At 58.0% G+C, this 25,067-nt stretch carries 28 protein-coding genes; 18 read left to right on the plus strand and 10 right to left on the minus strand.

The window, feature by feature from the left end:
- Window positions 1-46: 46 nt before the first annotated feature.
- The 3 genes from LOH54_RS06355 to LOH54_RS06365 are packed head-to-tail and all read left to right on the plus strand — an operon-like array spanning window position 47 to window position 2,548.
- Window positions 47-385, plus strand: coding sequence for a c-type cytochrome (locus tag LOH54_RS06355; RefSeq protein ID WP_231021200.1), 339 nt, complete (start codon window positions 47-49; stop codon window positions 383-385).
- The gene (locus tag LOH54_RS06360) at window positions 372-1,307 is read left to right on the plus strand and encodes an HpcH/HpaI aldolase/citrate lyase family protein (protein ID WP_231021201.1); all 936 of its coding nucleotides are present in this window, start codon (window positions 372-374) and stop codon (window positions 1,305-1,307) included. Before LOH54_RS06355 ends, LOH54_RS06360 begins: the two co-directional genes overlap by 14 nt.
- Window positions 1,304-2,548 carry a dicarboxylate/amino acid:cation symporter gene (locus LOH54_RS06365; protein WP_231021202.1) on the plus strand — a complete coding sequence of 415 codons (1,245 nt, stop codon included), beginning with the start codon at window positions 1,304-1,306 and terminating at the stop codon, window positions 2,546-2,548. The genes LOH54_RS06360 and LOH54_RS06365 overlap by 4 nt, the downstream gene beginning before the upstream one ends.
- Here the strand turns inward: LOH54_RS06365 and LOH54_RS06370 are convergent.
- Window positions 2,545-3,459 carry an energy transducer TonB gene (locus LOH54_RS06370; protein ID WP_231021203.1) on the minus strand — a complete coding sequence of 305 codons (915 nt, stop codon included), beginning with the start codon at window positions 3,457-3,459 and terminating at the stop codon, window positions 2,545-2,547. The two genes, LOH54_RS06365 and LOH54_RS06370, sit on opposite strands and share 4 nt — an antisense overlap.
- A gap of 146 nt (window positions 3,460-3,605) precedes the next feature.
- Here LOH54_RS06370 and hemL point away from each other — a divergent pair, with 146 nt between their 5' ends.
- From hemL to LOH54_RS06385, 3 genes are read left to right on the plus strand one after another with little or no spacing between them, the layout of a single operon-like run.
- The gene (hemL, locus tag LOH54_RS06375; protein ID WP_231021204.1) at window positions 3,606-4,889 is read left to right on the plus strand and encodes a glutamate-1-semialdehyde 2,1-aminomutase; all 1,284 of its coding nucleotides are present in this window, start codon (window positions 3,606-3,608) and stop codon (window positions 4,887-4,889) included.
- Window positions 4,889-5,245, plus strand: coding sequence for an AtpZ/AtpI family protein (locus LOH54_RS06380; RefSeq protein WP_231021205.1), 357 nt, complete (start codon window positions 4,889-4,891; stop codon window positions 5,243-5,245). Before hemL ends, LOH54_RS06380 begins: the two co-directional genes overlap by 1 nt.
- Window positions 5,214-5,741 (plus strand): hypothetical protein, encoded by a 528-nt coding sequence (locus tag LOH54_RS06385; RefSeq protein WP_231021206.1) that lies wholly within the window; start codon window positions 5,214-5,216, stop codon window positions 5,739-5,741. The genes LOH54_RS06380 and LOH54_RS06385 overlap by 32 nt, the downstream gene beginning before the upstream one ends.
- A gap of 8 nt (window positions 5,742-5,749) precedes the next feature.
- Here LOH54_RS06385 and LOH54_RS06390 read toward each other — a convergent pair whose 3' ends face one another.
- Window positions 5,750-6,436 (minus strand): hypothetical protein, encoded by a 687-nt coding sequence (locus LOH54_RS06390; protein ID WP_231021207.1) that lies wholly within the window; start codon window positions 6,434-6,436, stop codon window positions 5,750-5,752.
- Window positions 6,436-8,295, minus strand: coding sequence for an RNA polymerase sigma factor RpoD (gene rpoD / locus LOH54_RS06395; protein ID WP_231021208.1), 1,860 nt, complete (start codon window positions 8,293-8,295; stop codon window positions 6,436-6,438). The genes LOH54_RS06390 and rpoD overlap by 1 nt, the downstream gene beginning before the upstream one ends.
- Before the next feature lie 244 nt (window positions 8,296-8,539).
- On the opposite strand from rpoD, the gene LOH54_RS06400 reads away from it, so the two are divergent.
- The 7 genes from LOH54_RS06400 to LOH54_RS06430 all read left to right on the plus strand — a co-directional run bounded on the left by LOH54_RS06400 (window position 8,540) and on the right by LOH54_RS06430 (window position 13,975).
- Entirely contained in the window at window positions 8,540-9,046 is a 507-nt protein-coding gene (locus tag LOH54_RS06400; RefSeq protein ID WP_231018006.1) for a 3-isopropylmalate dehydratase small subunit, read from the plus strand.
- A complete protein-coding gene (gene leuB, locus LOH54_RS06405) occupies window positions 9,043-10,113 on the plus strand; it encodes a 3-isopropylmalate dehydrogenase (protein WP_231018007.1) in 1,071 nt (356 codons plus the stop codon). Before LOH54_RS06400 ends, leuB begins: the two co-directional genes overlap by 4 nt.
- Window positions 10,110-10,946, plus strand: a complete 837-nt coding sequence (purU, locus tag LOH54_RS06410) for a formyltetrahydrofolate deformylase (protein WP_231018008.1) — start codon at window positions 10,110-10,112, stop codon at window positions 10,944-10,946. Before leuB ends, purU begins: the two co-directional genes overlap by 4 nt.
- Before the next feature lie 129 nt (window positions 10,947-11,075).
- Window positions 11,076-11,546, plus strand: a complete 471-nt coding sequence (locus LOH54_RS06415) for a tRNA (cytidine(34)-2'-O)-methyltransferase (protein WP_231018009.1) — start codon at window positions 11,076-11,078, stop codon at window positions 11,544-11,546.
- On the plus strand, window positions 11,543-11,701 hold the full coding sequence (locus LOH54_RS06420) for a hypothetical protein (protein ID WP_231018010.1): 159 nt from the start codon (window positions 11,543-11,545) through the stop codon (window positions 11,699-11,701). The genes LOH54_RS06415 and LOH54_RS06420 overlap by 4 nt, the downstream gene beginning before the upstream one ends.
- 238 nt (window positions 11,702-11,939) lie before the next feature.
- A complete protein-coding gene (locus LOH54_RS06425; protein ID WP_231018011.1) occupies window positions 11,940-12,599 on the plus strand; it encodes a LexA family transcriptional regulator in 660 nt (219 codons plus the stop codon).
- 29 nt (window positions 12,600-12,628) lie between these two features.
- Entirely contained in the window at window positions 12,629-13,975 is a 1,347-nt protein-coding gene (locus tag LOH54_RS06430) for an SH3 domain-containing C40 family peptidase (protein ID WP_231018012.1), read from the plus strand.
- 18 nt (window positions 13,976-13,993) lie between these two features.
- Here the strand turns inward: LOH54_RS06430 and LOH54_RS06435 are convergent, their stop codons facing one another.
- A complete protein-coding gene (locus tag LOH54_RS06435) occupies window positions 13,994-15,190 on the minus strand; it encodes a tetrahydrodipicolinate N-succinyltransferase N-terminal domain-containing protein (RefSeq protein ID WP_231018013.1) in 1,197 nt (398 codons plus the stop codon).
- Window positions 15,191-15,362: 172 nt separating this feature from the next.
- Here LOH54_RS06435 and LOH54_RS06440 point away from each other — a divergent pair, with 172 nt between their 5' ends.
- Together LOH54_RS06440 and htpX are read left to right on the plus strand one after the other, a co-directional pair.
- On the plus strand, window positions 15,363-15,842 hold the full coding sequence (locus tag LOH54_RS06440) for an ankyrin repeat domain-containing protein (RefSeq protein ID WP_231018014.1): 480 nt from the start codon (window positions 15,363-15,365) through the stop codon (window positions 15,840-15,842).
- Entirely contained in the window at window positions 15,842-16,714 is an 873-nt protein-coding gene (gene htpX / locus LOH54_RS06445) for a zinc metalloprotease HtpX (protein ID WP_231018015.1), read from the plus strand. The genes LOH54_RS06440 and htpX overlap by 1 nt, the downstream gene beginning before the upstream one ends.
- Here the strand turns inward: htpX and LOH54_RS06450 are convergent.
- A complete protein-coding gene (locus LOH54_RS06450; protein ID WP_231018016.1) occupies window positions 16,711-16,911 on the minus strand; it encodes a hypothetical protein in 201 nt (66 codons plus the stop codon). The two genes, htpX and LOH54_RS06450, sit on opposite strands and share 4 nt — an antisense overlap.
- 111 nt (window positions 16,912-17,022) lie before the next feature.
- On the opposite strand from LOH54_RS06450, the gene LOH54_RS06455 reads away from it, so the two are divergent.
- Window positions 17,023-17,400, plus strand: a complete 378-nt coding sequence (locus LOH54_RS06455; protein ID WP_231018017.1) for a DUF6394 family protein — start codon at window positions 17,023-17,025, stop codon at window positions 17,398-17,400.
- Between the two features lie 4 nt (window positions 17,401-17,404).
- On the plus strand, window positions 17,405-19,105 hold the full coding sequence (locus LOH54_RS06460) for a potassium channel family protein (protein ID WP_231018018.1): 1,701 nt from the start codon (window positions 17,405-17,407) through the stop codon (window positions 19,103-19,105).
- On the opposite strand, the gene LOH54_RS06465 is transcribed toward LOH54_RS06460, so the two are convergent.
- The 5 genes from LOH54_RS06465 to aspS are packed head-to-tail and all read right to left on the minus strand — an operon-like array spanning window position 19,106 to window position 24,006.
- Entirely contained in the window at window positions 19,106-20,224 is a 1,119-nt protein-coding gene (locus LOH54_RS06465; protein ID WP_231018019.1) for a metallophosphoesterase, read from the minus strand.
- Window positions 20,224-20,964: a competence/damage-inducible protein A gene (locus tag LOH54_RS06470; RefSeq protein ID WP_231018020.1), complete on the minus strand. Its 741-nt coding sequence runs from the start codon at window positions 20,962-20,964 to the stop codon at window positions 20,224-20,226. Before LOH54_RS06470 ends, LOH54_RS06465 begins: the two co-directional genes overlap by 1 nt.
- A 50-nt stretch (window positions 20,965-21,014) precedes the next feature.
- Window positions 21,015-21,662: an adenylate kinase gene (adk, locus tag LOH54_RS06475; protein ID WP_231018021.1), complete on the minus strand. Its 648-nt coding sequence runs from the start codon at window positions 21,660-21,662 to the stop codon at window positions 21,015-21,017.
- An 11-nt stretch (window positions 21,663-21,673) separates the two neighbouring features.
- Window positions 21,674-22,249 carry an adenylate kinase gene (locus tag LOH54_RS06480; protein ID WP_231018022.1) on the minus strand — a complete coding sequence of 192 codons (576 nt, stop codon included), beginning with the start codon at window positions 22,247-22,249 and terminating at the stop codon, window positions 21,674-21,676.
- Complete coding sequence (gene aspS / locus LOH54_RS06485) at window positions 22,246-24,006, minus strand: aspartate--tRNA ligase (RefSeq protein WP_231018023.1); 1,761 nt, start codon at window positions 24,004-24,006, stop codon at window positions 22,246-22,248. Before aspS ends, LOH54_RS06480 begins: the two co-directional genes overlap by 4 nt.
- Before the next feature lie 276 nt (window positions 24,007-24,282).
- On the opposite strand from aspS, the gene LOH54_RS06490 reads away from it, so the two are divergent.
- Window positions 24,283-25,047, plus strand: a complete 765-nt coding sequence (locus LOH54_RS06490; RefSeq protein ID WP_231018024.1) for a TIGR04219 family outer membrane beta-barrel protein — start codon at window positions 24,283-24,285, stop codon at window positions 25,045-25,047.
- The last annotated feature ends 20 nt before the right edge of the window (window positions 25,048-25,067 follow it).

The raw sequence follows: 25,067 nt of genomic DNA on the forward strand, positions 1-25,067 counted from the left end.
AATTTTTTTGATAATATACCCCTACTTCAATAAAAAGGTGCTTTTAATGGCCCGTTGGCTCCTGTTTTTGGCGACCTTGCTTGCGGCGGAGGAGTCCTTCATCACCCCGCAGGAATACGCCGCGCAGCTCTACCACAATCCGAGGGGGATCGGCTGCAATCTCTGCCACGGCGAACACGGCGAGGGGAAGGTGATCGCCCATTATACCGACAAGGGTGTTCGCAAATCGTTTACCGCTCCGGCGATCAACGTTATCGGCTTCGAGGATTTCGACCGGGCCCTCAACGGCCGCGTCAAAGGGATGCCGCGCTACTTCCTGACCGAGGAGGAGCGCCATACCCTCTACCGTTACCTGCACCCAAAGGATGCCAATGTTCCAAACTGATCTTCCCGAACTGGAGCGGGCCGCGGAGACCCTCGACATCGCCGCCCTTGACGCGCTGCTCTCACCGCGGCGCCGTACCCTGAACGGTTCTGCCGCATTTCACGCGCCGCTGATGCTCTCCGCCCACCGCGTCAAGCATCTCTCGAAGATCCCGCAGCTGTCCGCCGACGCAGTAATGTTCAACCTCGAAGACGGGGTGTCGGCCGAACAAAAGCCGGTGGCGCTGCGTCTGTGTGCCCTCGCGCTTTCCCGGCTGCCGCAAAGCAGCAAGAAACTGGTCGTGCGGGTCAACCCCCTCGACGAGGGCGGGATGGAGGAGATCGCTTTTCTTGCCCCTTATATGCCCGACGCCATCCGCGTCCCGAAGGTCCGTACGGCGGAGGAGGTGGCGCGGATCGTTTCACTGGTACCCGCACCGATCGAAGTCCACCTCTCCATTGAGACGAAGGAGGCGTGGCTCGCCCTCGCAAGCTTACGGACCGATCCGCGGGTCTGCACCTTCTACCTCGGCATCCTTGACCTCTTCGCCGACCTGGGGCTCGACCAGGCGCTGATCGCCCCGGAAAACCCGACCCTGCGTTACCTGCTGTCGCACTTCTTCGTCACCTGTCGCGCCCTCGGCGTCAAACCCGTCTCCTTCGTCTACCAGGATTACCGCAATGAAGCGGGCTTTGCCGCCTGGCTCGGACTGGAAAGGGAAATGGGGTTCGACGCCAAGGGGTGCATTGCGCCGAAACAGGCCGAACAGGTGATGGCGGCCTTCGGCCGGGACGAGGCGGCATTGTTGCGGGCACGGGAGATCGTCGCCCTTTTCGAGGCCGAACGCGCCAAAGGGGTGACGGGCTTCACGCACGAGGTGTACGGTTTCGTCGACGAACCGATCTACAAGGGGGCGCTCGCCCTGCTGAAGGGTACGGAGTGACGCAGCTGCGCGCGGCGCTCGCGTCGACGAACGGGCTCATCCTTGCCGGGATCGTTCTGGGAGCGCTTTTCGGCGCGTTCTTCCCCGAACTGGCCCTGGCGCAGCGGATCATCGGCCAGATGTTCGTCGCCCTGCTGAAAATGCTCGTCGTCCCCCTGGTCTTCGCCAGCATCTTCGTGGCCATCGCCGGGCTGGGGACGCTGCACCATCTCAAGAATATGGGGCTGCGCACTATCGGTCTCTACCTGCTCACGACGGCGCTTTCAGTCCTGCTGGCGATCGTCGTCATGAACGTTCTCGGCATTGGCGAAGCGGTCTCCGCCGAAGGGGTCGCGTTCGCGCAGGCGCACGAGATCAAACCCTTCTCATTCGAAGCGATGCTGCTTGGCTTCATCCCGACGAACGTTTTCGCCTCCCTGACGAACGGGGCGATGATGCAGGTGATCGTCTTCTCCATCCTCTTCGCGATCGCCAGTCTCTATCTCAGCGACCACCACCAGGGATTGATGCTCGACTTCTTTACGGGCGTCAACAACGCGATGCTCAAGATGGCCGAATGGGTCATCAAACTGACGCCTCTGGGCGTCTTCAGCCTGATCGCCTATGTCGTTGCCGACGAGGGGGTTGACGTCATTCTCGGGCTCTGGAAATATATGCTTGTCGTCATCGGAGTGATTCTGCTGCACGGGCTGGTGACGTTGCCGTCGCTTGTCGCCTTCTTCGCGCGCGTTAACCCCTACCATTATATGGGACAGGTCAAGGAAGCGATTCTGCTTGCATTTTCCACTGCCTCCAGCGCGGCGACACTGCCGGTCTCCATCGAGGTGAGCGAGCAGAAGGGCGGGGTGCGCCGGGAGAGCGCCGGGTTCGTGCTGCCGCTGGGCGCGACGGTCTCCATGGACGGGACGGCGGCCTACCTGGTCGTGGCGGTGCTCTATATCGCGACCCTCGCCGGGGTGGAGCTCTCCTTCGGCGACCAGGTGCTGCTGGGGGTGACTGTCGTGGCCCTCTCCGTCGGTGTCGCGGCGCTGCCGAGCGCCTCGCTGGTGATGATGGTCGTTATTTTGAACCAGATCGGTCTGCCGGCGGACTATATTGGCCTTATTGTCGCCGTCGACCGGGTACTGGACATGTTCCGCACCTCCCTTAACGTCACCTCGGACCTGATGGTCACGAAGATCGTCGACGTTACGACGCGCAAAGAAGCGCTTGGGGAAACGGCCCGGGAGCGCAGCGCTTAATAGCCGCGCAGGTAGTAGCCGAATTTGTAGCGTACCAGCGTTTTTTGCTCGGGCCGTGGGTACTTCCAATAGACCGATTCGATTGTCTCCTTGGTGACCTCGTCAAGGAGGAAGAAGCCGCTGTTGCGCACGGTGCGGAAATCGGTCATTCTGCCATCGGGGTGGAGGTAGAACTCGACGATGTTGTAGTCGTTGACACGCATGTTATTGGGGATCATCGTACTGCCGGTGGCGTTGAGCTGGGTCTGGGTGAGGCTGCGCATGATCTCCTGGTTGTCAAGCAGGTACTTCTGTTCCCCTTCGCTCAGTTTTCCGAACGCATCGCCGTAGGCCTCGCGGATATCGTCCGGGATACGGCTTTCGCGCCGGGCATTCGCTGATTTGGCGGCAGTTTTCTGTTCGACGTTCTTCTGTTTCTGTGACAGTTTGGCAAAGAGGTTTTTATGTTCCGTCGGCACCGCGGTGGCATTGGCCTCGGCCGTTTTCGGTTCGGGTGTTTTCATAAAAGGGATATAGGGCTTTTCCGGTGGCACGGGTTCCGTTTTGGCGACCCGTTTCTGCGGCTCGGCGATCTTCTTGGGGGTCGGGATCTTCTGCTGTGGTTTGACCGGCGTCGGCTGCGTGACGGGCAGCTGCTGTTGCGGTTGCGGGAGCGGTTGGGCCTGGGGAAGTTTTTCGAGCTGCTTACCTTTGGGCATCGGCGGTATCTTCTCCGCCGGCGGGCGCTTGTTCGGGAGCGCGGCGTTTGCTTTGGCTTTCGGGCGCTCCTTGAGCGAGACCTTGATGCGGTGCTCCTGGAGTTTCGGCTCGACCGGTTCGGTGACGAAAATGTAGCCCAGCAGCAGGAAAAGCAGCAGGATGAGCAGATGAAAGAGTACGGCAATGATGAGGGCGGCGGTACTTCGGCTCATCGGGTCGGTGTTTCCTTCCAGCCGAGGCAGGGTGTGTCGGCCAATGTGTAAAGTGGGGGAATTATAACCCATTTGCTATAATGGCGGGAAAATTCAGGGGCTTTTGCGCGACAGCGCCGCGTAAGCGCCCCTTTCACGGACGGTCAATGAACATTACATCCTCGATTCAGGCATTTGAAGAAGCACAGACATTGATTCCCGGCGGTGTGGATTCGCCGGTACGCGCCTTTAAAAGCGTCGGCGGAACCCCGCTCTTTATTGAAAAGGGCGAGGGCGCTCACCTCTACGATATCGACGGCAACGCCTATGTCGATTATGTCCAGAGCTGGGGACCGCTGATCTTCGGCCACCGCGACGAAGCGATCGAGAACGCGGTCTGCGACGCGGTCCGCCATGGCCTCAGTTTCGGGGCGCCGACGCTTTCCGAGAGCGAACTGGCCAAAGAGGTCATCGGGATTTTCGAGAGCATCGACAAAGTCCGTTTCGTCTCCAGCGGGACCGAGGCGGTCATGAGCGCCATCCGCCTGGCGCGCGGCTATACCGGCAAAGACGACATCGTTAAGTTCGAGGGATGCTACCACGGTCACAGCGACGCCCTGCTGGTGCAGGCCGGTTCGGGCCTCGCGACCTTCGGCAACCCGAGCTCCCCGGGCGTCCCGGCGGACTTTACCAAGCATACCCTCCTGGCCAAATACAACGACATCGAGAGCGTGCGCAAATGCTTCGAGGATTCGGACAACATCGCCTGTATCATCATTGAGCCGATTGCCGGCAACATGGGGCTTGTCCCCGCGGACAAGGAGTTCCTGGCGGAACTGCGCCTGCTCTGCGACGCCCACGGTGCGCTGCTGATCTTCGACGAGGTGATGAGCGGTTTCCGCGCGACCCTGCACGGTGCCGAGTCCATCACGGGGACGACACCGGATATGGTGACGCTGGGCAAGGTCATCGGCGGCGGGATGCCGGTCGGCGCCTTCGGCGGCAAGGCCGAGATTATGGCGAAGCTCTCCCCGGAAGGGCCAGTGTACCAGGCGGGAACGCTCAGCGGCAACCCGGTAGCGATGGCGGCGGGGATCACCGCCGTGCGCAAACTCCGCAGCAACGCCAAGCTCTACAGCGTGCTCGAAGCGCGTGCCAAACGCCTGATGGAGGGGTTTGCAGAAGTGGCGGACAAGCACGGTATTGCCCTGAAGACGGACGTGCGCGGTTCGATGTTCGGCTTCTTCTTCAATGACAAACCGGTTAAGAACTTTGACGATGCGGCGGCGTCGGATCTGGAGCGTTTCGCTGCTTTCCACGCCGGCATGCTGTCGCGTGGCTTCTATTTTGCCTGTTCGCAGTTCGAGACAGGCTTTATCTGTACGCAGATCACCGACGAGATGATCGAGGCAACGATCAGCGCGGCGGATGAAGTGATGGAGGCGCTCTGATGGCGGACAAGCACCTGACGGGCCTGACCCCGGAGAACGGAGAACCCGAAGAGCGCAAGCCGCGCCTCAAGCCGATTGTCGAGGGGGCGGAAACGCTCTCGCTCGGTATCTCGATGGTCGTGGCCGTGCTGATCGGGGTGGCGCTCGGTATCGGTCTCAAAAAGCTGACGGGCATTACCTGGCTGCTCTGGGTCGGCGTCGTCATCGGGATCGCCGCGGCCTTCCTGAACGTCTTCAAGGCCTACTCGAAACAGTATAAAGAGTTCGAAGAGCTCTCCAAAAATCCGCGCTACAACCCCAAAACCCTGGAAGGTGACGACGACGATGACGATGACGACGCTGCGAAGCACTATTAGTCCTTTCCTCGCCGTTCATATCCTTCTGTACGGCCTGCTCGCCGTCTCCAAGGCGGCCTTCCTCAATGCCCAGATCGCGTTCGTTTCCGCGTTTTTGATCCTGCTGGGTTCGCTTTACAGCTACCGCAAACTCGTGCAGCGCAACCTCGAAAACGAGACGGCAGTGCACCAGGATGATCTCGTCGAGAAGATCGACGACCCTTATGACCTTTACAGCGAAAGCGAAGAGGAGTTTGAGGAGGAGAAGCCGCTCAAGGATGTCATTAAGGAGGAGAAGGCGCGACTGAAGGCGAGCAAGGCGACCGTGCGCAACGTCTCCAAATCGACGCCGGCACTGCTCTCCGTTTACCGCCTCGTACCGTACGGCATTCTGGTCCTCGGGTTTATCGCCCTTAAAAACAACAATATGCTTTCACTCTGGTATTTCCTACCGGGACTGGCAGCGGGGATCGTGGCGGGGTTTTTGAGCGGCAAGGCGCTTTTTGCCTCCCGCTGATTGACCGTCTACTGGTTAATAATGGGGATGTTGACCGTGACGGATTTCTTGCCCACCTCGCAGAAGAGGTGGTTCTTCTTACACATCTGTTCAATCGCCGACTTGTAGACTTCGTCAAAAACGTTTCCGCTCACCTTGAGGGAGAAGAAGGTGTACTTTTTCTCCTCATAGAGGATGTACTCCCCGATACGGAAGGCGAGTTTCGTCGTGATCGTTTCACTGCCGCCGAAGGATTCGTACATCTTGTTGAGCAGGCGGATGAACTGGTCGGTGTTGAGACGCGTTTCGGGCATCGTCGGGTCCAGGTCCTTGTGGAAGGCCGACTTGTTTCCGATGGAGTTCGTCGCGATGCAGAGGTCGATGAGCGAGTAGATGTTGACCAGCTCGCCTTCGATCTCCGGACGTGAGAACTGGAAAGAGGGGGTCTGGAAAAAGCGGATACCGATCTCCTCTTCGTTGACGTACCCGACCATGATCCCGAAGATTTTAAAGCGGCCGTACTCCAGCTCCATAAAGGTCGTTTTAAACCCGAAAGAGGGGCTGGCGTAGGTCGTGGCAAGTTCAAAAAGCGTCAGACGGTCGACGGCACCGAGCAGGTACTGTCCCTCCGCATTGACGGAGAGGACCTTGCCTGAGGCGCTGAAGAGAATATAGGGGTTGAAATCGTATTCGATCCACTGCTGTTCGAAGGTCATTATTCCTCGATATAGTTCTTGAGTTTGCGGCCGACTTTAGGGTGCTTGAGCTTTTTGATCGCGCTGCTTTCGATTTGGCGGACGCGTTCGCGGGTGACATTGAGCTCTTTGCCGATCTCTTCAAGGGTACGGTCACTTTCGTCGTCCATGATCCCGAAGCGCATCTTGATAACGGCTTTTTCGCGCTCGTTGAGTTGCTCGAGCACACCTTCGATCTGAACCTTGAGGTCGTCTTTGAGGATCGCGTCGGAAGGCGAGAGGGAGGTGCGGTCCTCGATAAAGTCGCCGAAACGGCCGTCTTCTTCGCTACCGATCGGTGCCTCGAGGGAGATCGGCTCTTTGGTGATCTTGATGACGTTCTTGACCTTCTCGACGGAGAGGCCGACCTCTTCGGCGATCGTCTCGACATCGGGCTCTTTGCCGTTCTCCTGCAGGTATTTGCGCATGATCTTGTTGATACGGTTGATCGTCTCGATCATGTGGATCGGGATACGGATCGTACGCGCCTGGTCGGCGATGGCGCGGCTGATCGCCTGCCGGATCCACCAGGTAGCATAGGTGGAGAACTTGTACCCTTTCTGGTACTCGAACTTGTCGACGGCTTTCATCAGACCGATGTTCCCCTCCTGGATCAGGTCGAGGAAGGGGAGGCCGCGGTTGGTATAGCGCTTGGCGATGGAGACGACGAGACGGAGGTTTGATTTCGCCATCCGCGTCTTGGCCGTCTCGGAGATCGCCTTACCGCGCTTGATCTGCTCGAGGATGTCCGAGAGCTTTTCCGGTTCCATATTAAAGCCGCCCTTGGAGGCCTCTTTGGTCTGGATCAGCTTCTTGATCTCCATATAGGTGCCGACCATGGTCGCTTCGGGGACCCGTGCCGCGATATCCTCTTTGGAGAGCTCTGTAATGTTATCGAGGATCTCTCTGTGGTTCTTGCGGAGCAGATCGTTGAAGAGCGGAAGCTTGTACTCGAGGCGCTTGAGCTCTTTTTCAAACCCTTCGTCGCTCTTGAGGGAGGTCTCCATCGATTTGACGAGCTCGTTGATCAGCTTGGACGTCGGTCCGAGGTCAAGCAGCTTCTCTTTGAGAATCTTCTTTTTGAAGCTTGCCGTCAGGAAGAAGTGGACGATCTCTTCGTTCATGTCGCCGTTCTCGACGCCTTCAGGCAGTTTTTCGGAGGCTTTCTGCCACTCTTTTTTCGCTTTTTCGAGGGCCTTGAAGCTGCTGACGACGAGATCGACGCGCTTTTTATCTTTCGCGCTGACCTTCTTTTCGCCGCCCTCATCGTCATCGCTGTCATTGTCGTCGTCGCCGTCGCCGTCGTCTTTTTCGTCTTCAAAGCTTTTGAAGAGCTCTTTGACACGGCGTTCGCGATTGATGAGCGGTTCTTTATAGTCAAGGATGAAGTCGATCAGGTAGGGGACGGAACAGATCGCGTCGATAATGATGCTCTCACCGAATTCGATCTTTTTCGAGATCTCGATCTCCTCCTCTTTGGTCAGGAGCGGGATCTGTCCCATTTCGCGCAGGTACATCCGTACCGGCGAATCGGAGCGGGACCACTCCATCAGCTCGTGCTGCTTGAGGATGTCGAACTCCTCGCCGCTGGCGTTTTCGATCAGTTTGCGCTGAGCATCGCGCCGCGCTTCGGCTTCCTGCTCGTTCATGAGCTTGGCGTGCTCCGAAGCGGTATAGAGGCAGCGTTTGTTCTTTTCGGCAAGTTTCAGGATGCTTTTTGCCTGGGCGGATGTCGGATTCTTCTCAAAAAGCTCCGCGATCGTTTCGTAGGTGATACAATTCTCGGATTGGTGTTCGACAAAAAGGGTTTCAAGGGCTTTATTGAGTTCTTTTGCGGTCATCGGGTGAAAAGCTCCTGGAATAAGTAATATTGGGGCGTATCGGCTTATCCCCTCCATCGGGGTGGGCCAGGCCTCGTGGGTTTTTTGAGTTAAGTGGGGATTATACTTTATGATGGCTTAGTCTTTGCTTTCCTTCATGGAAACGGAAAGAAATAAAGGATACATATTATTTAATATATCCCGTCATTCAACCCCCTTTGAGGGATTTTGGATATAATCGCACCAAAAAACTGCAGGATCTTCTATGAGCACACTCGAAGGAAAAGTCTGGCGGTTCGGTCAGGATATCGATACGGACCTGATCATCGCCGCACGCTATCTTAATACTTCCGATCCCAAGGAACTCGCGAAGCATGTAATGGAGGACGCCGATCCCGATTTCGTTTCGAAAATGGCACCGGGCGACATTATCGTCGCCGGCAACAACTTCGGCTGCGGTTCGTCACGCGAACATGCCCCGATCGCCCTGAAAGCCGCCGGGATCGCCGCAGTGATTGCCCCGACATTTGCCCGCATCTTCTACCGCAACGCCTTTAATATGGGACTGCCGATCTTCGAACTCGAAGAGAGCGCCGAGATTGCCGAAGGCGATATCGTCTCCGTCGACATGGACAAAGGGACTGTCACGGACAAGACGACCGGCAAGAGCTACGCCTTTACGCCGATCCCGCCGTTTATGCAGGAGCTGCTCTCCGCCGGCGGCCTGATGAATTATGCCGAAGAAGAGATCAAAGCAGGAGGAAAAGCATGAAAACCTATAACATTGCCCTGATCAAGGGGGACGGGATCGGTCCCGAGATCATCGACGAAGCGGTCAAGGTGCTCGATGCCGTTGCCGCCCGGTTCGATTTTTCCATGCGTTATGAAGAGGTCCTGATGGGCGGAAGCGCCTACGACGTCACCGGCGATCCGCTGCCCCAGGAGACGATCAACGTCTCCTTGAATGCCGACGCGGTCCTTTTCGGCGCCATCGGCGGTGAGAAGTGGGACAACCTGCCGCGCGAAAAGCGTCCGGAGAGCGGCTTGCTGCGTTTCCGCAAAGAGCTCGGCGTTTTCGCCAACCTCCGCCCGGCCGTCGTCTATGACGAACTGGTCAACGCCAGCTCCCTCAAGCCCGAAGTCGTCAAAGGCGTCGACCTGATGGTCGTGCGTGAACTGATCGGCGGTATCTATTTCGGCGAACCCAAAGGTTGGGAAGGGGACAAGGCATACAACACGATGGTCTATACGAAGCCGGAGGTTGTGCGCATCGCCCACACGGCGTTCAAGATTGCGATGGAACGCGGCAAAAAGGTCTGTTCCGTCGACAAGGCAAACGTCCTCGACGTCTCCCAGATGTGGCGCGAGACCGTCGAAGAGGTCGCCAAAGAGTACCCGGAAGTCTCCCTGTCGCATATGTACGTCGATAATGCCGCGATGCAGCTGATCCGCGACCCGAAACAGTTTGACGTCATCCTGACGGGGAACATTTTCGGCGACATCCTCAGCGACGAGGCGAGCATGCTCTCGGGCTCCATCGGGCTGCTCCCCTCTGCCTCCGTCGGCGCGAAGATCGGCGTGTACGAGCCGATCCACGGTTCGGCACCGGACATCGCGGGGCAGGGGATCGCCAACCCGATCGCGACGATCGCCAGCGCGTCGATGATGCTCCGCTTCGCCCTGGGCGAAAACGAGGCGGCGGACCGTATCGACGCGGCCATCAAGCATGCCCTCAAAGACGGCTACCGTACGCGCGACCTCGCCAACTACGATGCCAAAGAGCTCTGCTCCACCAGTGAAATGGGTGACATCATCGCCAACTACGCGGCCAAAGAATGAAAGAGTACCGGGTACTGATCGATTGTCGTGACGAAAAAGGGCTCGTCTATAAAGTCTCGAGCATCTTTTTCAAGTACGACCTGAACATCCTCTCCAACAGCGAGTTCGTCGACAGCGAAACGAACCTCTTCTTTATGCGCAGCGTCGTCAGCGGCTTCATCGACGGCAACGACCTGGAGAAGGAACTGCGCGCCGTGCTGCCGGAAAAGGCGAACCTGCGTATCGTCTCCCCGGAGAAGAAGAACATCGTTTTGATGGTCACAAAGGAGTCCCACGCCCTGGGGGACCTGCTGATCCGCTACGAGGCCGGCGAACTCGACGCCAACATCCTCGGCGTCGTTTCCAACTACGACCTGCTTGAACCGCTGATCGAGAAGTTCGGCATTCCTTTCTATACGGTGTCGCACGAGGGGCTCAGCCGCGACGATCACGAACAGAAGGTGCTCGAGTGCCTGGCCGCTTTCGGCGAGATCGACTATATCGTCCTGGCGAAATACATGCGTATCCTCACCCCGAATTTCGTCGAGGCCTACGCCAACAAGATCCTCAACATCCACCACTCTTTCCTGCCGGCGTTTATCGGGGCAAACCCCTACAAACAGGCGTATGAGCGCGGGGTGAAGATCATCGGAGCGACGGCGCACTTCGTCAACAACGACCTCGACGAAGGGCCGATCATCTCCCAGGACGTCAAGCATGTCGACCATGCCCACAACTGGCAGGAGATGCAGCGTCTCGGACGCGATATCGAGAAGATCGTCCTCTCCCGGGCCGTACGCCTGGCCCTCGAGGACCGCATCTTCGTTTACGGGAACAGGACCGTTATTTTTTAACTAAACGCCAAATGAACAAAGTCCATTTGTCTACGCTGCCGCTAAGGCACGTTGTCCTCGCTTTGCTGCGGAATTCCGCTTTGCTGCATCGGCAGTAGGCCCACGCGCTTTGCGCTTTTAAAGGCACTCATGTTTAACATCGTTCTTGTCCATCCGCAGATCCCCAACAACACCGGCGCCATCGGGCGCCTCTGCGTCAACACGGGTGCCACGCTGCACCTGATCGAGCCGCTGGGATTCGATATCAGCGAAAAGGCGGTCCGGCGGGCGGGGCTGGATTACTGGCACAAGATCGACCTGCATGTCTGGGAGAGCCTGGAGGCGTTTACCGCAGCGCACCCCGATGCCGCGCGGTACCACCTGGCGACGACCAAGACGGAGCAGCCCTATTTCGAGCATACCTTCCGGGAAGGGGACTACCTCTTTTTCGGCAGCGAGACCGCCGGGATCCCCGCCGAGCTTCTCAACGCGCATCCGGAAGCCTGCATGACAATCCCCATGACGCGGGAGGGGCGCAGCCTCAACCTGGCGATCAGCTGTGGGATTATCCTCTATAAGGCGATTGAACAGAACTTTGAGACCTATAAGGAGATGATGTGAACGGGGTAATCGATACGATCATGCTGATCCTCTTTGTGCTTTTCATGTTTATGATTTTCGGCGGTTACCATCGCCAGAAATTCGAAGAGCGCGAAAAAGAGGAGAAACGCAAAGAGGCGGAGGAGGAATCCGCTTCATCAGACACAAAGGCCTAGGCTCAGAGCAGCCTGTCGGCCAATCTTTCCAGAGAGTGTTCAAACTTCTCAAACCATGATTCCGCTTTTCTGATCATCTGTGCCATGGGAGCTCCCTTTGTCATTTAATTTGACCTATTGTAGGACTGCATGACATCTTTCTTTTTAAATATTGCAATTTGACATATAATTTTGCTACGATCTTACATCGCTATACTATTATGCTATACAAAACAACGCGTAAAAGAAGGAGCTGAAGATGAAAGAGTTTGCCGACATCGTCGAGGAGATCAAAGATATCGTTTCCGGCGAGCTTCCGGGGAAAAAAGTGTTCGACAAGGATGTCGCCTCCCTGCTCGGGATCTCGCAAATGAACTTTGCCACCCTGAAAAAACGCAACAAGATCCCCTATGAAGAGCTGCTGAACTTCTGCGCCAAACGCTCCATCGCGATCAACTGGCTGCTCTTCGGCCAGTCACCCGAAAGCCTGATCGAACCGACCAACAAGTTCTACATGGTCCGCTATTTCAGCGAGATCAGCGCTTCCGCCGGCGGCGGGGCGGATGTGTTCGACGAGGGTTCCGAACCGATGATGCTGAGCGGAAATTTCGTGCAGACCCTCGGCGGGGAGCAGGAGCTGCGCTATATTGAGGCAATCAATGTCAGCGGGGATTCGATGGAACCGACCTTCAGCTACGGCGACATCATCTTTGTCAACCGCAGCAAAAAGGATATCGGCCGGGGCGGGATTTTTACCATCAATACCGAAGGCGGCCTCTTCATCAAACGCCTCCACAAGCGAATAGATGGTAAAATCGACATTATTTCTGACAATAAAGAGTACCCCGTCCAGACCGCCGCTCCCGATGCTATCGAGATCATCGGACGCGTTGTCGGGCGGTTCGGTCAGGTCGATTAACCGTCCCAGGGGCGGGAACCGGAGAGAAGATGTTTTCCCACCCACGCCCTTTGACCGCCCTGGCGGCAGCCCTCCTGGCCCTGTCGCTGGGCGGCTGTACCCCCAAAATGCTCCGGGACACGGCGGCCGAAACGCCGCTTCCCCCTCTCGCCGGCGTCGAGGACCTTCAGCGTTTCCCCCAGACGATCGATCCCTACCTTATCCGGCTGCAGGAGCGCAACGCAACGCTGCCGGTACAACAAGGGTACGAAAGCACCTATTACAAGGTGTGGGACGACGCGTATACGCCCGAAGCGCTCGAAGAGGTTAAGTGGCCCTTTGATGTCTACCGTCCCGAAAACGCCTACGGACAGAACCTCCAGCCACTCTCGCAGGCATGGTTCTATGCGATGCTGCGCGAAGCGAACTGGCAGGCGTACGGCAGCACTGCCGGCCGTGCCGTGGCGCTGCGCCGCCTGGATCTGCGCAACTTCCCGACGGAGAAGCCCCTGTTTCGCGACCCCTCGGTGGCCGGGGAGGGGTTCCCCTTTGATTATCTGCAGAACAGTACCGTTTTCGCCGGCGAACCGCTCTATATTTCGCACTACTCCCGAAGCGGGGCATGGGCCTACGTCATGACCTCCTACGCGACGGGCTGGGTCCCCGTCGACCGCATTGCCCCCGTCGGCAGAGCGGAGCGGGAGGTCCTGCGGGCACAGCCTCTGCTGGGACTGCTCGAAGACCGCATGCCGATCCACTCCCTGCGGGGACGCTATATGTTCGAAGGGTATGTGGGCATGGTCCTGCCGCTGCAGCAAAAAAGCGCGGCGCAGTGGCGCGTCGACCCGGCGGGCCACGCCGGGACCGCAGAGATCCCGCGGGAAGCGGCGGCACCGCTCCCGCTCACCTTCACCCGCGAAAACATGCGCCGGGTTATTGCACCGATGATGCAGACGAAATACGGTTGGGGCGGGCTGTACGGCGAACGGGACTGCTCCTCGACGCTGCGGGACATCTTCGCCCCCTTCGGCCTCTGGATGCCGCGCAACTCCTACAAGCAGTCCAGGCTCGGGGAAGTCGTCTCTTTCGAAGGCCTTGACGATGCCGCGAAACTCGCCAAGATCGCCGAGGAGGGGAGACCCTTCGAGACGCTGCTCTACCTCAAAGGGCACATTCTGCTCTACCTGGGCGTCTACGACGGCGAGCCTGCGGTGCTTCATACGGTCTGGGGCGTCAAAACCGTTGACGACGAGGGGAACTTCGGCCGCCATATTATCGGCAAGACCGTGATCTCATCCCTGCGCCTGGGGCATGAACTGGACGGGTACAGCGACGAATACTCACTGCTGCATAAAGTGGAAAGTATGAATTTCGTTTTTGAAGAGGAAGCGGAGTAGGTACCGCGGAGGCGGTACTTAGTGAAGGTCGGCGTTGAGCTTGACCTCGCGGCGGGAGCGCAGAGCGATCATCTCGCCGGTAAAGGAGTCCTGGCGGTAGTGGATGCCGTTAAGGCCTGCGAGATCCTTCCCTTTGAACCAGTCGCCCTCCAGTTCGACGCCCGGGTTGGCGGCTTTGATCTTCTCGAGCTCTTCGTATTCGATGAGAAACTTCGTCCCTTCGAGGATGGCGATGCCCGCATCGATGATACAGGCGTCACCCAGCGGAATACCGCAGACGGAGTTCGCGCCGAGGAGGCAGTTCTTGCCGATGGAAATCGGGTTGCCGTCGGTGCCGCTGAGGACACCGAGGATGGAAGCGCCGCCGCCCACATCGGAACCATCGCCGACGACCGCGGAGCTGGAGATGCGCCCTTCGACCATGCTGACACCCGTCGTACCGGCATTGAAGTTGATGTAGCTTGCCCCCGGCATAACGGTCGTACCGGCGTGCAGCTGGGCACCGAAGCGGACCTTGGACGTTTCAAGGATACGGGTATTGTCCGCCGGGATGATGTGCTGCAGGAAGCGCGGAAATTTGTCGACGAAATCGATGTGCGGGTACTGACCGGAGAACTTGAGCTCGATCTCGTTTTCACGGAGCCAGTCGAGTTCGATCGGCTGGCCGTCGCTCCAGGCGACGTTCGGCAGCGCGCCGAACGCGCCGTTCAGGTTGATGCTGCGCAGGGCGACTTTGCCCAGGGACATCGCGTAGAGCTTCAGGTAGGTCGCCTCGACGCTCTGGCACGGCGCATCGTTGAAGATGAAGACGACGCGGAACTCGCCGTCGCGCATACCGCTCTCTTTGATCTGGTTGTACAGTGCGGAGATGACCTGGATGTTCTTGTGGGCATCGCCGTAGGCCTCGTCCGCATAGGGCGTGAAGGCATTGAGGCAGCTCTCGAGGAAAGGCAGGGTGACGTTGCAGATCGCCTCGTCGCCGCTGATGTCGACCGGGCAGCCGCTCTCTTTGAGCGCCTCCATGAAGATCGCCGCGCTGCCGAAGTTCTCATCCCAGTTGACGACCGGGTAGGTCGCCTGCAGGATCTTGTCGGTGTTCAGCTGGCCGAAATCGACCCGGCAGATACCAAAGGCGACCGGTGCCTTGTACCCTTCACCGTTTTGAATGTCAGCCACTTTGGCCTTGAATGCGTCTGCAGTTTCAATCATTTCCATAGAGCAGGTTCCTTGAATTTTTTCGGAATTCTAACACAGACCAGCTCTGATAACCCTGCATCTGACTTGGCAGCGGGATTTTCTAAGGCGCGTATTAAGGCGCTTCATTGATGCAAAACCGAAGCTGTCGGTTAGAAGTTGCGGTGTTATACTTTCGCAAAGGATTGAAGCAATGAGCAACTGGTCGACGTTACTACAGTCGGATGACTACCTCGGTGTCAAGAAGAGTCTCAAAGAGGGCGCCGACGTCAATGAAAAGAGCGAGCACGGGGAGTCGGTGATTGCCCAAGCGCTGCGCCTGCGCTGCAGCGATGAACTGCTGGAGCTGCTGGTCGGGGCGGGTGCGGATCTCTTTGATGCCGATGATGAGGGCGTAAGTGTTTTCGATGTCGCGATCACCTACAACAACCCGACAATGGTGCGCAAGATCATTGACGAAGGGGTCAACGTCAACGAGACCCGCCGGGCCAGCGGCTTTACCCCGCTGATGGCCGCCGTCTGCTATAACCGCAAAGAGATTGTCGAGCTTCTCATGGCAAACGGAGCGGACACCGCCATAACGGACAAGCTCGGGCTGACCGGCGCCGATTACGCCCGCAAGACCCACCGCAAACAGATGCTCGGCCTGTTGGGAGAAGAGGGGGCAGAGTGATGGAACAGATCAAAACCGTCTTTCTTCTCTCCTCGCTGGCGGTGCTGTTCGTGATGCTCGGCGGCTATTTCGGCGGCATGAACGGGGCGCTGATCGGCCTGCTGCTTGCCGGCGGGATGAATTTCTACGCCTATTTTTATTCGGACAAGATGCTGCTGCGGCACTACCACGCCGAACCGGGCACGCCGGAGCAGAACCCTCGTCTCTACCGTATCATCAGCTCCCTCGCGCACAAGGCGGACCTTCCGGTCCCGGCGATGTATATCATCCACGAGCAGACCCCGAATGCCTTTGCCACGGGACGCGACCCGGCACACGCCGCCGTCGCCATTACCGAGGGATTGCTGCAGATGCTTGACGATGAGGAGGTCGAAGCGGTCATGGCCCATGAGCTCTCCCACGTCAAGCACCGGGACATGCTCATTGCCACGGTAGCCGCCTCCATCGCCGGTGCCATTGCGATGATCGCCAATATGATGCAGTTCGGGGCGATGTTCGGTAACAACCGCGGGCGCAACCCCATCGTCATGATCGCACTGGCGCTGCTGCTGCCCCTGGCGGCCAGCGTCATCCAGATGACCATAAGCCGCTCCCGGGAGTTTATGGCCGATGCCGGTTCCGCCCGGATCACGGGGCACCCCGAGTGGCTGCAGCGGGCCCTTCGTAAACTTGAGACCTACAATACCCGCGGCAGCGTCCAGGGCGCGACCCCGGAGAATGCCCACCTCTTCATCGTCTCCCCCTTCGCCGGCAAACGGCTCTCTTTCGGGGAGCTATTCCGCACCCACCCGACGACAGAGCAGCGCATCGCCCGTCTGGAGCTCCTCAAATCAGGGGAGAGTCCGAAACATTTCGAGCGCCACTACCGCTAAAAAAGCTTCTCCTGCCGTTCGTTCTCGAGGGGCTTGCGTTTCTCTTTGTTCAACCACTCTTCGAGCAGGTGCTCGACGACTTTACTCAGGCTCATTTTATAGCGCTGCCGCGCGTATTTCATGCTTTCGTTCCAGACCTCTTTATCCACGATGAGCGAGCGGGTTATCTCATTTTTCGGCTTCATGATATCATCCAATATTAATTATATATAAAATTATATAGTAATTTTAGGGATGCGTCAAATAGGGGGTGACGGTTAAAGCCTTTTTAAAAAAGGGGAGAATAGAATGGTTGCCAAGGAGTGTCTATGAACCTGTCCAACGTTATCTCCGGCTTCTTCATTATCCTCGCACTGACGACGAACTTCGGTTTCTTTTACGGTGATCCGACGGTCATTGACGAGCACAGCCGGTATGAGCTTTTTGCGGCGATCATCTTCAACCTGATCGCGACTGTCTACAAACTGGGGGACAAGACGCAGATCGGCGCCGTGCTGCTGGCGACCAGCCTGGTGGCCGATATCCAGCTCATCAGCTCCGCGTCGGTCTGGGCCTTCGGCGAATACGTCGTCGGCATGAACACGGAGGTGGTCGTCGCGATCATCTCGCTCTCGGGCGGGGCCATGATCGCCAATATCGTTTCCGTCATCCTCTTTACGGCGGAAACCATCAAATCGAAGCGCTGAGGCCGTGGACAATACCGCGCTTTTCCTGATCATCCGGCGCCTGCGGGTGCCGATGTTTGTACTGATCACGACCTTTGGAATCTCCATCCTTGGGATGGTACTTATCCCCGGGGTGGACGAGCAGGGCCAGCCCTACCATCTGACTTTCTTTGACGCCTTCTATTTTGTCACCTATACCGCATCGACGATCGGTTTCGGGGAGACACCCTACAGTTTTACCTACCCGCAGCGTCTCTGGGTCTCTTTTTCCATCTACCTCTCCGTCATCGGATGGTTCTACGCCATCGGCGCTATCGTCGCCCTGATGCAGGACAAGGTGCTCGCATCCCAGATCGACCTCTCGAAGTTCAAAGGCAAAATCCACGGCATCCGCGAACCTTTTATCATCTTCGTCGGCTACAACCTCCTGGCCAAAAGCATTATCCGTAAACTGAGCGACGAAGGGATACAGTCCGTCGTCATCGAGAACGACGCGATGCGCATAGACGAAATGGTCCTGGCGAACTATACGCTGGAGATCCCGGCGCTGCACGGCGACATCAACGACCCGGACGTGCTGCGCATGGCCGGCATCAACAAACCCGAATGCCAGGCGGTCGTCTCCCTCTCCAGCGACGACGCGATGAACCTGCATACGGCCATGGCGGCCAAACTGCTCAATCCCCATGTAAAGGTGATCGTCGAGGCGACGTACGAGGAGTACGCGGAGAACCTCAATACCATCGGGATAGAGATCGTCGAAAACCCTTTCAAAATCGTGGCCAAGCGGCTCTATATGGGGCTGCGCGCGCCCTCGCTGCTGATGCTGGAGCAGTGGATCTACGGCGAACCGCTGCAGCTGCATCCCCGGGACATGATCCCCACCGAGGGCAAATACATCGTCTGCGGCTACGGGCGGATGGGCAAGGCGCTGCGCATTGCGCTCAAGCGCGCCGGCATCGAGTACGTCTTTATCGAGACGAACCCCAAAAAAGTGCGCCAGATGCGCAAGGACGATGTCCACATCATGGTAGGGGAGGGGCAGGACAAGAAACTCCTGCTCGATGCCGGGGTCAAAGAGGCCTCCTGCATCATCGCCGGCATGAACGACGACTTTATCAACCTGAGCATCGTGATGGCGGCGAAAAAACTGAACCCGAACATCTTTACGGTTGCCCGCCAGAACAACATCCACGACGACAGTGTCTTCAAAGCCGCGGACATCGACCGCGTGACGATCGTCAAAAACCTGCTGATCAACCAGACCTACATCGCCATCGCGCGGCCGCTCAGCGAACGTTTCCTGCAGCTCATCAAGAACAAGGGCGCGGAGTGGGGGGACGGCCTCATCATCACCCTCAAACAGATCATCGGCGACAATCCCGACAAGCTGGAGACCGTCGTCGACGAAGAGCATGCGTACGCGCTCTGCCGCCACCTGGAAAAAGGGGAAACAGCTGAGCTGGAGATCCTGCTCCGCAGCCGTAAAGATCACCGCTACTGCAACCGCGCCGTTGCGCTTTACCTGCGGCGCGGCGATGAGGATTTTCTACTTCCGGACCCGGGGATGCCGCTCCAGATCGGCGACCAGTTGCTCTTTGCCGGGGACAGGGAGTCATTCGAGGATATCGCCTACAGCATGGAAAACCTCTACGAGCTGCAGTATGTCCTCGAGGGTAAAAGCTGCGCCACCTCGGTGAGCTGCCGCCTGCATACGGGACGCTGATCAGACGATATCGATCACGCTGATCTCGCTGGGAGCGAGCACCCGCAGCGGCGGTCCCCAGTAGCCCGTGCCCCGGCTGACGTAGATCTGTTTGTCCGCGTCGACGCGGTAGTGTCCCGCGAGGTAGGGCTGGTCGATCATCACGAGCAGGCCGAAGGGAAAGATCTGCCCGCCGTGGGTGTGACCGCTGAGCATCAGGTCGTACGCCTTGTGCTGCATAATCCGCGTACTTTTGGGCTGATGGGAGAGGACGATCGTTTTGAGCGCAGGGTCACAATCCCCGAAGGCGGCTTCGACGTCGTAAGGCATCACCCCCATCCGTTTGGAGATCAGGTCGTTGACACCGACGAGGTTGAACCGTTCGGCGATCTTCACGCTCTCATTGTCAAGCACGGTAATACCCAGTGCATTGCGCAGGTGCGCCACAATGGCCTCCACGCCGTGGAAATATTCATGATTCCCGGTAATGAAGAAGGTGCCGAAGCGGGACTGCAGCGCTTTGAGCGGTTCGAGTTCCGCGGCAACGTGTTCGATCTTCCTGTCGACAAGGTCGCCGGTGATGACGACCATGTCGGGGCGCAGCGCATTGGTACGCGTCACGCATGATTCAACGAACTCCCTGCGGATGTCCAGGCCGATATGCATATCGCTGAGCTGGACGATACGGAAGGGCTTTGCATCCGTTTCGCCCAGTGCGATCTGCTCAAAACGGAGCATCGGACGGCGCAGACCGCCGATCAGCCCATCAAGAAGGTAGCTGACCGCCGCGATGATCATGGTGAGGTCAAAACCGATCTTGATGAAGCGGCGGCGTTCGGGCTGAAAGGGGATGCGCTCCGCGGCCGTATGCATCAGGTCGTAGACGAGGGCGACAAAAAAGAGGATGAAGGTAACGCCGACGCTGCTGCTGAGAAGGTAATAGAGCAGGGGTGAATCGGGCAGGAGGTGGGTCAGGGTCTGAAAGACGAAAAGGACCTCGACGACGAAGAGGGAGAGGGCGACGGTTTTCCACGCACCGGCCCTGCCGAAGTGAAGCCGTCGGAAGAAACGGCGGTAGGCGTAGAGGTTCAGCGCGCCCATGACGGCGGTGAAGACGAATCCGAAGAGCAAAAAGCGCATCATGTGATCTGGAAGGCGATCTCTGCCTCATGCAGGAAGTCGGTAAAGAGCGCGAACGCATCGTCAACGGCGGGTGTTTCGCTGCCGGCAACGGAGATCTCGACACGGGCGACGCCGTCTCGCAGCATCGGAAGCGAAGAGAACTCGATCGCCTCCGGCACCTTTTTCATGACGTCGATGAGCGTGTTCTCGCTTGTCTCGGCGATCAATGTGCGGCGATGGAGGCGTTTGGGCTGGGAGAAGTGTCCTTTGATGGCGGCCTCGATCATCGGGTGCGCCATCTCCGGGAATCCCGGTACGAAAAAGTAGCGGTTCTCCAATGAGAAGCCGGACATATTGTTGACGGGGTTTTTCAGCAGGGTGACGCCGACGGGCAGGTCCGCCATACGGACACGGTGGGGACGGGCCTCGTCACCGAAACGCTCAATGATATCCTGCTCGAACTGGAAGTGGCGCCGCAGCGGCTTGTCGGTAAAGACTTTGGCCGCGATGGGACGGGTCAGATCGTCGGGGGTGGAACCGATCCCGCCGAAACTGAAGAGGACGGCATCCGGATCGGCGAGAATCATCCTGTAGGTCGCTTCGATCAGGGCAGCATCGTCCTTGATAACGAGGGAGGCGTAAAGGGCGTGCCCGTACGGCTCCAAGGCTTCTTTGAGAAAGGCGAAGTGCTTGTCGCTCCGACGTCCGTTAAGGATCTCGGTGCCGATAATGACGGCATAGAAGTTTGGCGTATTCATAGGGGTATTATAGCGTCTGAAAAGGGTGGGAGGGCGGAACCGCCCGGCGCTTATTTCAGCGCGGAGAGGATCGTGCTCTGGACCGTGTCGATCGGCTGGGTTCCGTCGATGCGGATATAGGTGACGGCGCTGTTGTTTTCGGCTTCGGCCGTGTAGTAGCCGATCAGCGGTGCAGTCTGCTCGTGGTAGACGCGCAAACGGTCGAGGACGACCTCTTCTTTGTCGTCGTCGCGCTGCACAAGCTCCTCACCGGTGATGTCATCCTTGCCTTCGACTTTCGGCGGGTTGTAAACGACGTGGTAGGTACGGCCCGACGCCAGGTGGGCACGGCGGCCGGACATGCGGCTGACGATCTCGGAGTCGGGGACGTCGATCTCGATAACGGCATCAATGGCAACACCCGCTTCTTTCAGTGCATCCGCCTGGGCGATGGTGCGCGGGAAACCGTCAAGCAGGAAGCCGTTCTTGCAGTCATCCTCTGTAATACGCTCTTTAACGAGGCCGATGATGATCTCGTCGGTGACGAGCTTGCCCGCGTCCATGAAGGATTTCGCCAGTTTCCCCAGTTCCGTCCCAGCCTTGATCGCGGCACGGAGCATGTCCCCCGTGGAGATCTGCGGGATATCGAACGCCTTTGTCAGAAACTGTGCCTGGGTGCCTTTGCCTGCGCCGGGTGCGCCGAGTAGAATGATTTTCATGCTTTTCCTTGTTAAATTAAACTTTCGATGTGGGCCTGCATCTCGTTCGCGACCTGGGCGAGCTCGCGTTCGCCGTTGATCTTGTGCAGCAGCCCTTTTTGGGTATAAAAGTGCTGGATATCGGCCAGCGGCTCGACATAGACGTTCATCCGACGTGCAAAGACCGCTTCGTTGTCATCCGCGCCGCGCGCACGTCCTAGGACGCGGTCGCGGGCGATCTCTTCGCTGACAACGACCTCGATGACGTTTGCCAGCGCCACCTCCGGTTCGCCCGCGAGGTAGTCATCGAGGGCTTCCATCTGCTCGATGGAGCGGGGATAGCCGTCGATGATAACGGCCGCGGTCGGCGCCTGCTTGATCGCACCGACGATCGTCTCGATCGCAATGTCGATGGGCACGATCTCGCCGCGGTCGATGATGGCTTTGATGATTTGGCCGCGTTCGCTGCCCGTCGCGACCTCCGCGCGGAACATATCGCCGGCGGAGTAGTGGGTAATCTCGTCATGGCGCGAAGCGATCACTTCGCAATCGGTCGTTTTGCCCGAGCCGGGCGCGCCGATAATGAGAAAGAGTTTTTTACGACTCATGACTGGCTTTTGGATTCTCTGGTGCGGATATGCAGCTCACGCAGCTGCGCGTTGTCGACGCTGCTCGGGGCCTGGGTGAGCAGACAGGAGGCTTTCTGCGTTTTCGGGAAGGCGATGACGTCGCGGATGCTGTCCTTTTTGGCGAGCAGCATGATGAGGCGGTCGAAACCGATCGCGAAACCGCCGTGCGGCGGCGCACCGAACTTGAGGGCGTCGAGGAGGAAGCCGAACTTCTCCTGCGCTTCCTCCTCCTCGATGCCGAGCAGTTTGAAGATCTCCTCCTGGACATCCTGCTTATGGATACGGATGGAACCGCCGCCCAGCTCGACGCCGTTGAGGACGATATCGTAGGCGATGGATTCGATGTCTTCGAGATGCTCGTGGTTGAGGTCTTTAGGCATCGTGAAGGGGTGGTGGAGGGCTTTGACGCGCCCTTCGTCGATCTCGAACATCGGGAAATCGACGACCCAGAGGAACTCAAAGCGGTCTTTGTCGACGAGGTTCATCTTCTCATGCTCGGCGATAAAGATGCGGAAGCGTCCCATGTAGTCCCAGACGGTGTGCTTGTCGCCGGCGCCGAAGAAGACGACGTCGCCGACTTCAAGCTCGGTGCGGTCGATGATCGCCTGGATATCTTCCTCGGAGAAGAACTTCGTCAGCGGCCCTTTGAGGCCGTCCTCTTTCATCTGGAAGTAGCCAAGCCCCTTCGCGCCGAATTTGCGGACGTAATCCTCGAAACTTTTCATTTCGCGCTTGGAGAAGACGAGATCGGCACCCGGGACGCGCAGCGCCTTGATGCGGTTGAGTTTCGGGTTTTTCGCGATGGCGGTGAAGATCTCGTTATCGCAGCGCTCAAAGATGTCGATGACGTCGACCATCTCCAGGCCGTAGCGCATGTCCGGTTTATCAGAACCGTATTTCTCCATCGCCTCTTTGTGCGGCATACGCGGGAAGGGTGCCTGGACGTCATGGCCGGCGGCTTTGAACATCCCGACGATCAGCTTTTCGGCGACGGCAATGACCTCTTCCTGGTCACAAAAGCTCATCTCGACATCGATCTGGGTAAATTCGGGCTGGCGGTCGGCGCGGAGGTCTTCGTCGCGGAAACACTTTGCGATCTGGAAATAGCGGTCGAAACCGCCCACCATCAGCAGCTGCTTGAAGAGCTGCGGGGACTGGGGCAGGGCGTAGAATTCGCCTTCGTGGACACGGCTCGGGACGAGGTAGTCGCGTGCGCCTTCCGGCGTGGATTTCGTCAGGATCGGCGTCTCGACCTCGAGGAAGCCGAGCTCGTCGAGGACGTTGCGCGCCGCGATGGCCGCTTTGGAGCGCAGTCTGAAGGTATCAAATGAGGAAGTGGAACGCAGGTCGAGGTAGCGGTACTTAAGCTTCGTCTCTTCGCCGACGGACTCGTCACCGATGACAAAGGGCATCGGTGCGGAGCGGTTCTCGATGACAAGCTCGTCGACGACGACCTCGATGGCACCCGTTTTGAGGCGCGGGTTCGTCAGCCCTTCGCCGCGCAGGCGGATGGTCCCTTTGGCGATCAGGACGAACTCGTCGCGGACGTCGTTGGCGATCTGGTGCGCTTCGGCGTTATCCGCCGGGTCGCAGACGAGCTGGATCAGTCCGGATTTGTCACGCAGGTCGATAAAGATGATGCCGCCATGGTCACGGTAACTGTTCGCCCAGCCGGCGAGTTCGACGCGCTCGCCGACGTTGTTTTCGTTTAAATCGGTACAGTAATGGCTTCTCAAAACGTTGGGTCCTTGTGCCGGCAGGTGTGATTCCTGCGGCAAAAATTTTCGCGATTATATCGCATAGGGGATTCAGCATTGCTAAAGGACAGGGGTAAGATGGGATCCGAGGCATGTTTCTGCCGGATCGCCAAACAAAACGGACGGTGACGGTCAGGATGCCATTCACTCGTCACACCACGTTAATTAACAAAAAACTGGTAAAACTTATATGGAAATGTTATAATCGCCGCCACAAATCGCCCCGGCGTCTACGTTGCATGCTAAAGGATCCCCGTGACATTTTTCTCGAAACCGATACTGCTTTGCGCGCTGTTTGCAACAGCTCTCCAGGCCTTCGAAACCGACGTTGAAACGGGGGTGGGGGTGTGGTACGCCAAGGCGTCGGGGGATCTGACCTATAACGACAGCGGGGGGAGCGTCAGCTCTGTCGGCGACCTGGGGTACAAGGATGAATACAACTTCTACATCTTTGCTGACTTCAAGCCCCGGGAGGTTTCGCCCTTTGTACCGAATCTCCGTCTCGCATACACGTCGATCGCCTATAACGGCCGCACGAAAAGCTCCGTGACCTGGGGACCCTTCCTCTACCAGGCGGATGCGCCGAACAAGGTGAGCGCGGAAGAGTATGACGCAACCTTCTACTATACGTTCGAAAATCTGCTCTCCTGGGCATCGTTCGATGCCGGTATCAACGTCAAGTACGTCACGACGCGCTATACCATTGACGACAGCTCTTTTCATTACGATGAAAGCGACGTCACGACGCTGCCGCAGCTCTATCTGCATGCGAGCATACCCGTCATGCAGCTGCCGGCATCCGTTGAACTCTCCTACTATTACTATGACGAAGGCAGTTTCACGCTCTACGATTTCCGTCTGGCGGGACGCTACGATTTCGGGACGGTCGCGACCCATTTCATGCCTTCGATCGAACTGGGCTACCGCATGCACCGGCTCTGGCTCCAAAAAAAGAGCTACAACACGAAGATCGATCTCCTGCTAAAGGGATTCTACCTGGAAGGCTCGCTGCACTTTTAGCACTCTGACTCGAAAACACG

The organism is Sulfurimonas sp. HSL-3221, from assembly GCF_021044585.1.
Taxonomy (GTDB): Bacteria; Campylobacterota; Campylobacteria; order Campylobacterales; family Sulfurimonadaceae; genus Thiomicrolovo; species Thiomicrolovo sulfuroxydans.

Excerpts from the sequence above, each read along its gene's own strand:
- LOH54_RS06400 (WP_231018006.1), top strand. The coding sequence starts at position 8,540 with ATGAGCACACTCGAAGGAAAAGTCTGGCGGTTCGGTCAGGATATCGAT.
- LOH54_RS06455 (WP_231018017.1), top strand. The coding sequence starts at position 17,023 with ATGAACCTGTCCAACGTTATCTCCGGCTTCTTCATTATCCTCGCACTG.
- LOH54_RS06370 (WP_231021203.1), bottom strand. The coding sequence starts at position 3,459 with ATGAGCCGAAGTACCGCCGCCCTCATCATTGCCGTACTCTTTCATCTG.
- LOH54_RS06465 (WP_231018019.1), bottom strand. The coding sequence starts at position 20,224 with ATGCGCTTTTTGCTCTTCGGATTCGTCTTCACCGCCGTCATGGGCGCG.
- LOH54_RS06380 (WP_231021205.1), top strand. The coding sequence starts at position 4,889 with ATGGCGGACAAGCACCTGACGGGCCTGACCCCGGAGAACGGAGAACCC.
- rpoD (WP_231021208.1), bottom strand. The coding sequence starts at position 8,295 with ATGACCGCAAAAGAACTCAATAAAGCCCTTGAAACCCTTTTTGTCGAA.
- LOH54_RS06440 (WP_231018014.1), top strand. The coding sequence starts at position 15,363 with ATGAGCAACTGGTCGACGTTACTACAGTCGGATGACTACCTCGGTGTC.
- LOH54_RS06415 (WP_231018009.1), top strand. The coding sequence starts at position 11,076 with ATGTTTAACATCGTTCTTGTCCATCCGCAGATCCCCAACAACACCGGC.
- LOH54_RS06390 (WP_231021207.1), bottom strand. The coding sequence starts at position 6,436 with ATGACCTTCGAACAGCAGTGGATCGAATACGATTTCAACCCCTATATT.
- htpX (WP_231018015.1), top strand. The coding sequence starts at position 15,842 with ATGGAACAGATCAAAACCGTCTTTCTTCTCTCCTCGCTGGCGGTGCTG.
- leuB (WP_231018007.1), top strand. The coding sequence starts at position 9,043 with ATGAAAACCTATAACATTGCCCTGATCAAGGGGGACGGGATCGGTCCC.
- LOH54_RS06425 (WP_231018011.1), top strand. The coding sequence starts at position 11,940 with ATGAAAGAGTTTGCCGACATCGTCGAGGAGATCAAAGATATCGTTTCC.
- LOH54_RS06470 (WP_231018020.1), bottom strand. The coding sequence starts at position 20,964 with ATGAATACGCCAAACTTCTATGCCGTCATTATCGGCACCGAGATCCTT.
- LOH54_RS06355 (WP_231021200.1), top strand. The coding sequence starts at position 47 with ATGGCCCGTTGGCTCCTGTTTTTGGCGACCTTGCTTGCGGCGGAGGAG.
- hemL (WP_231021204.1), top strand. The coding sequence starts at position 3,606 with ATGAACATTACATCCTCGATTCAGGCATTTGAAGAAGCACAGACATTG.
- purU (WP_231018008.1), top strand. The coding sequence starts at position 10,110 with ATGAAAGAGTACCGGGTACTGATCGATTGTCGTGACGAAAAAGGGCTC.
- LOH54_RS06435 (WP_231018013.1), bottom strand. The coding sequence starts at position 15,190 with ATGGAAATGATTGAAACTGCAGACGCATTCAAGGCCAAAGTGGCTGAC.
- adk (WP_231018021.1), bottom strand. The coding sequence starts at position 21,662 with ATGAAAATCATTCTACTCGGCGCACCCGGCGCAGGCAAAGGCACCCAG.
- LOH54_RS06385 (WP_231021206.1), top strand. The coding sequence starts at position 5,214 with ATGACGATGACGACGCTGCGAAGCACTATTAGTCCTTTCCTCGCCGTT.
- LOH54_RS06430 (WP_231018012.1), top strand. The coding sequence starts at position 12,629 with ATGTTTTCCCACCCACGCCCTTTGACCGCCCTGGCGGCAGCCCTCCTG.
- LOH54_RS06480 (WP_231018022.1), bottom strand. The coding sequence starts at position 22,249 with ATGAGTCGTAAAAAACTCTTTCTCATTATCGGCGCGCCCGGCTCGGGC.
- LOH54_RS06360 (WP_231021201.1), top strand. The coding sequence starts at position 372 with ATGTTCCAAACTGATCTTCCCGAACTGGAGCGGGCCGCGGAGACCCTC.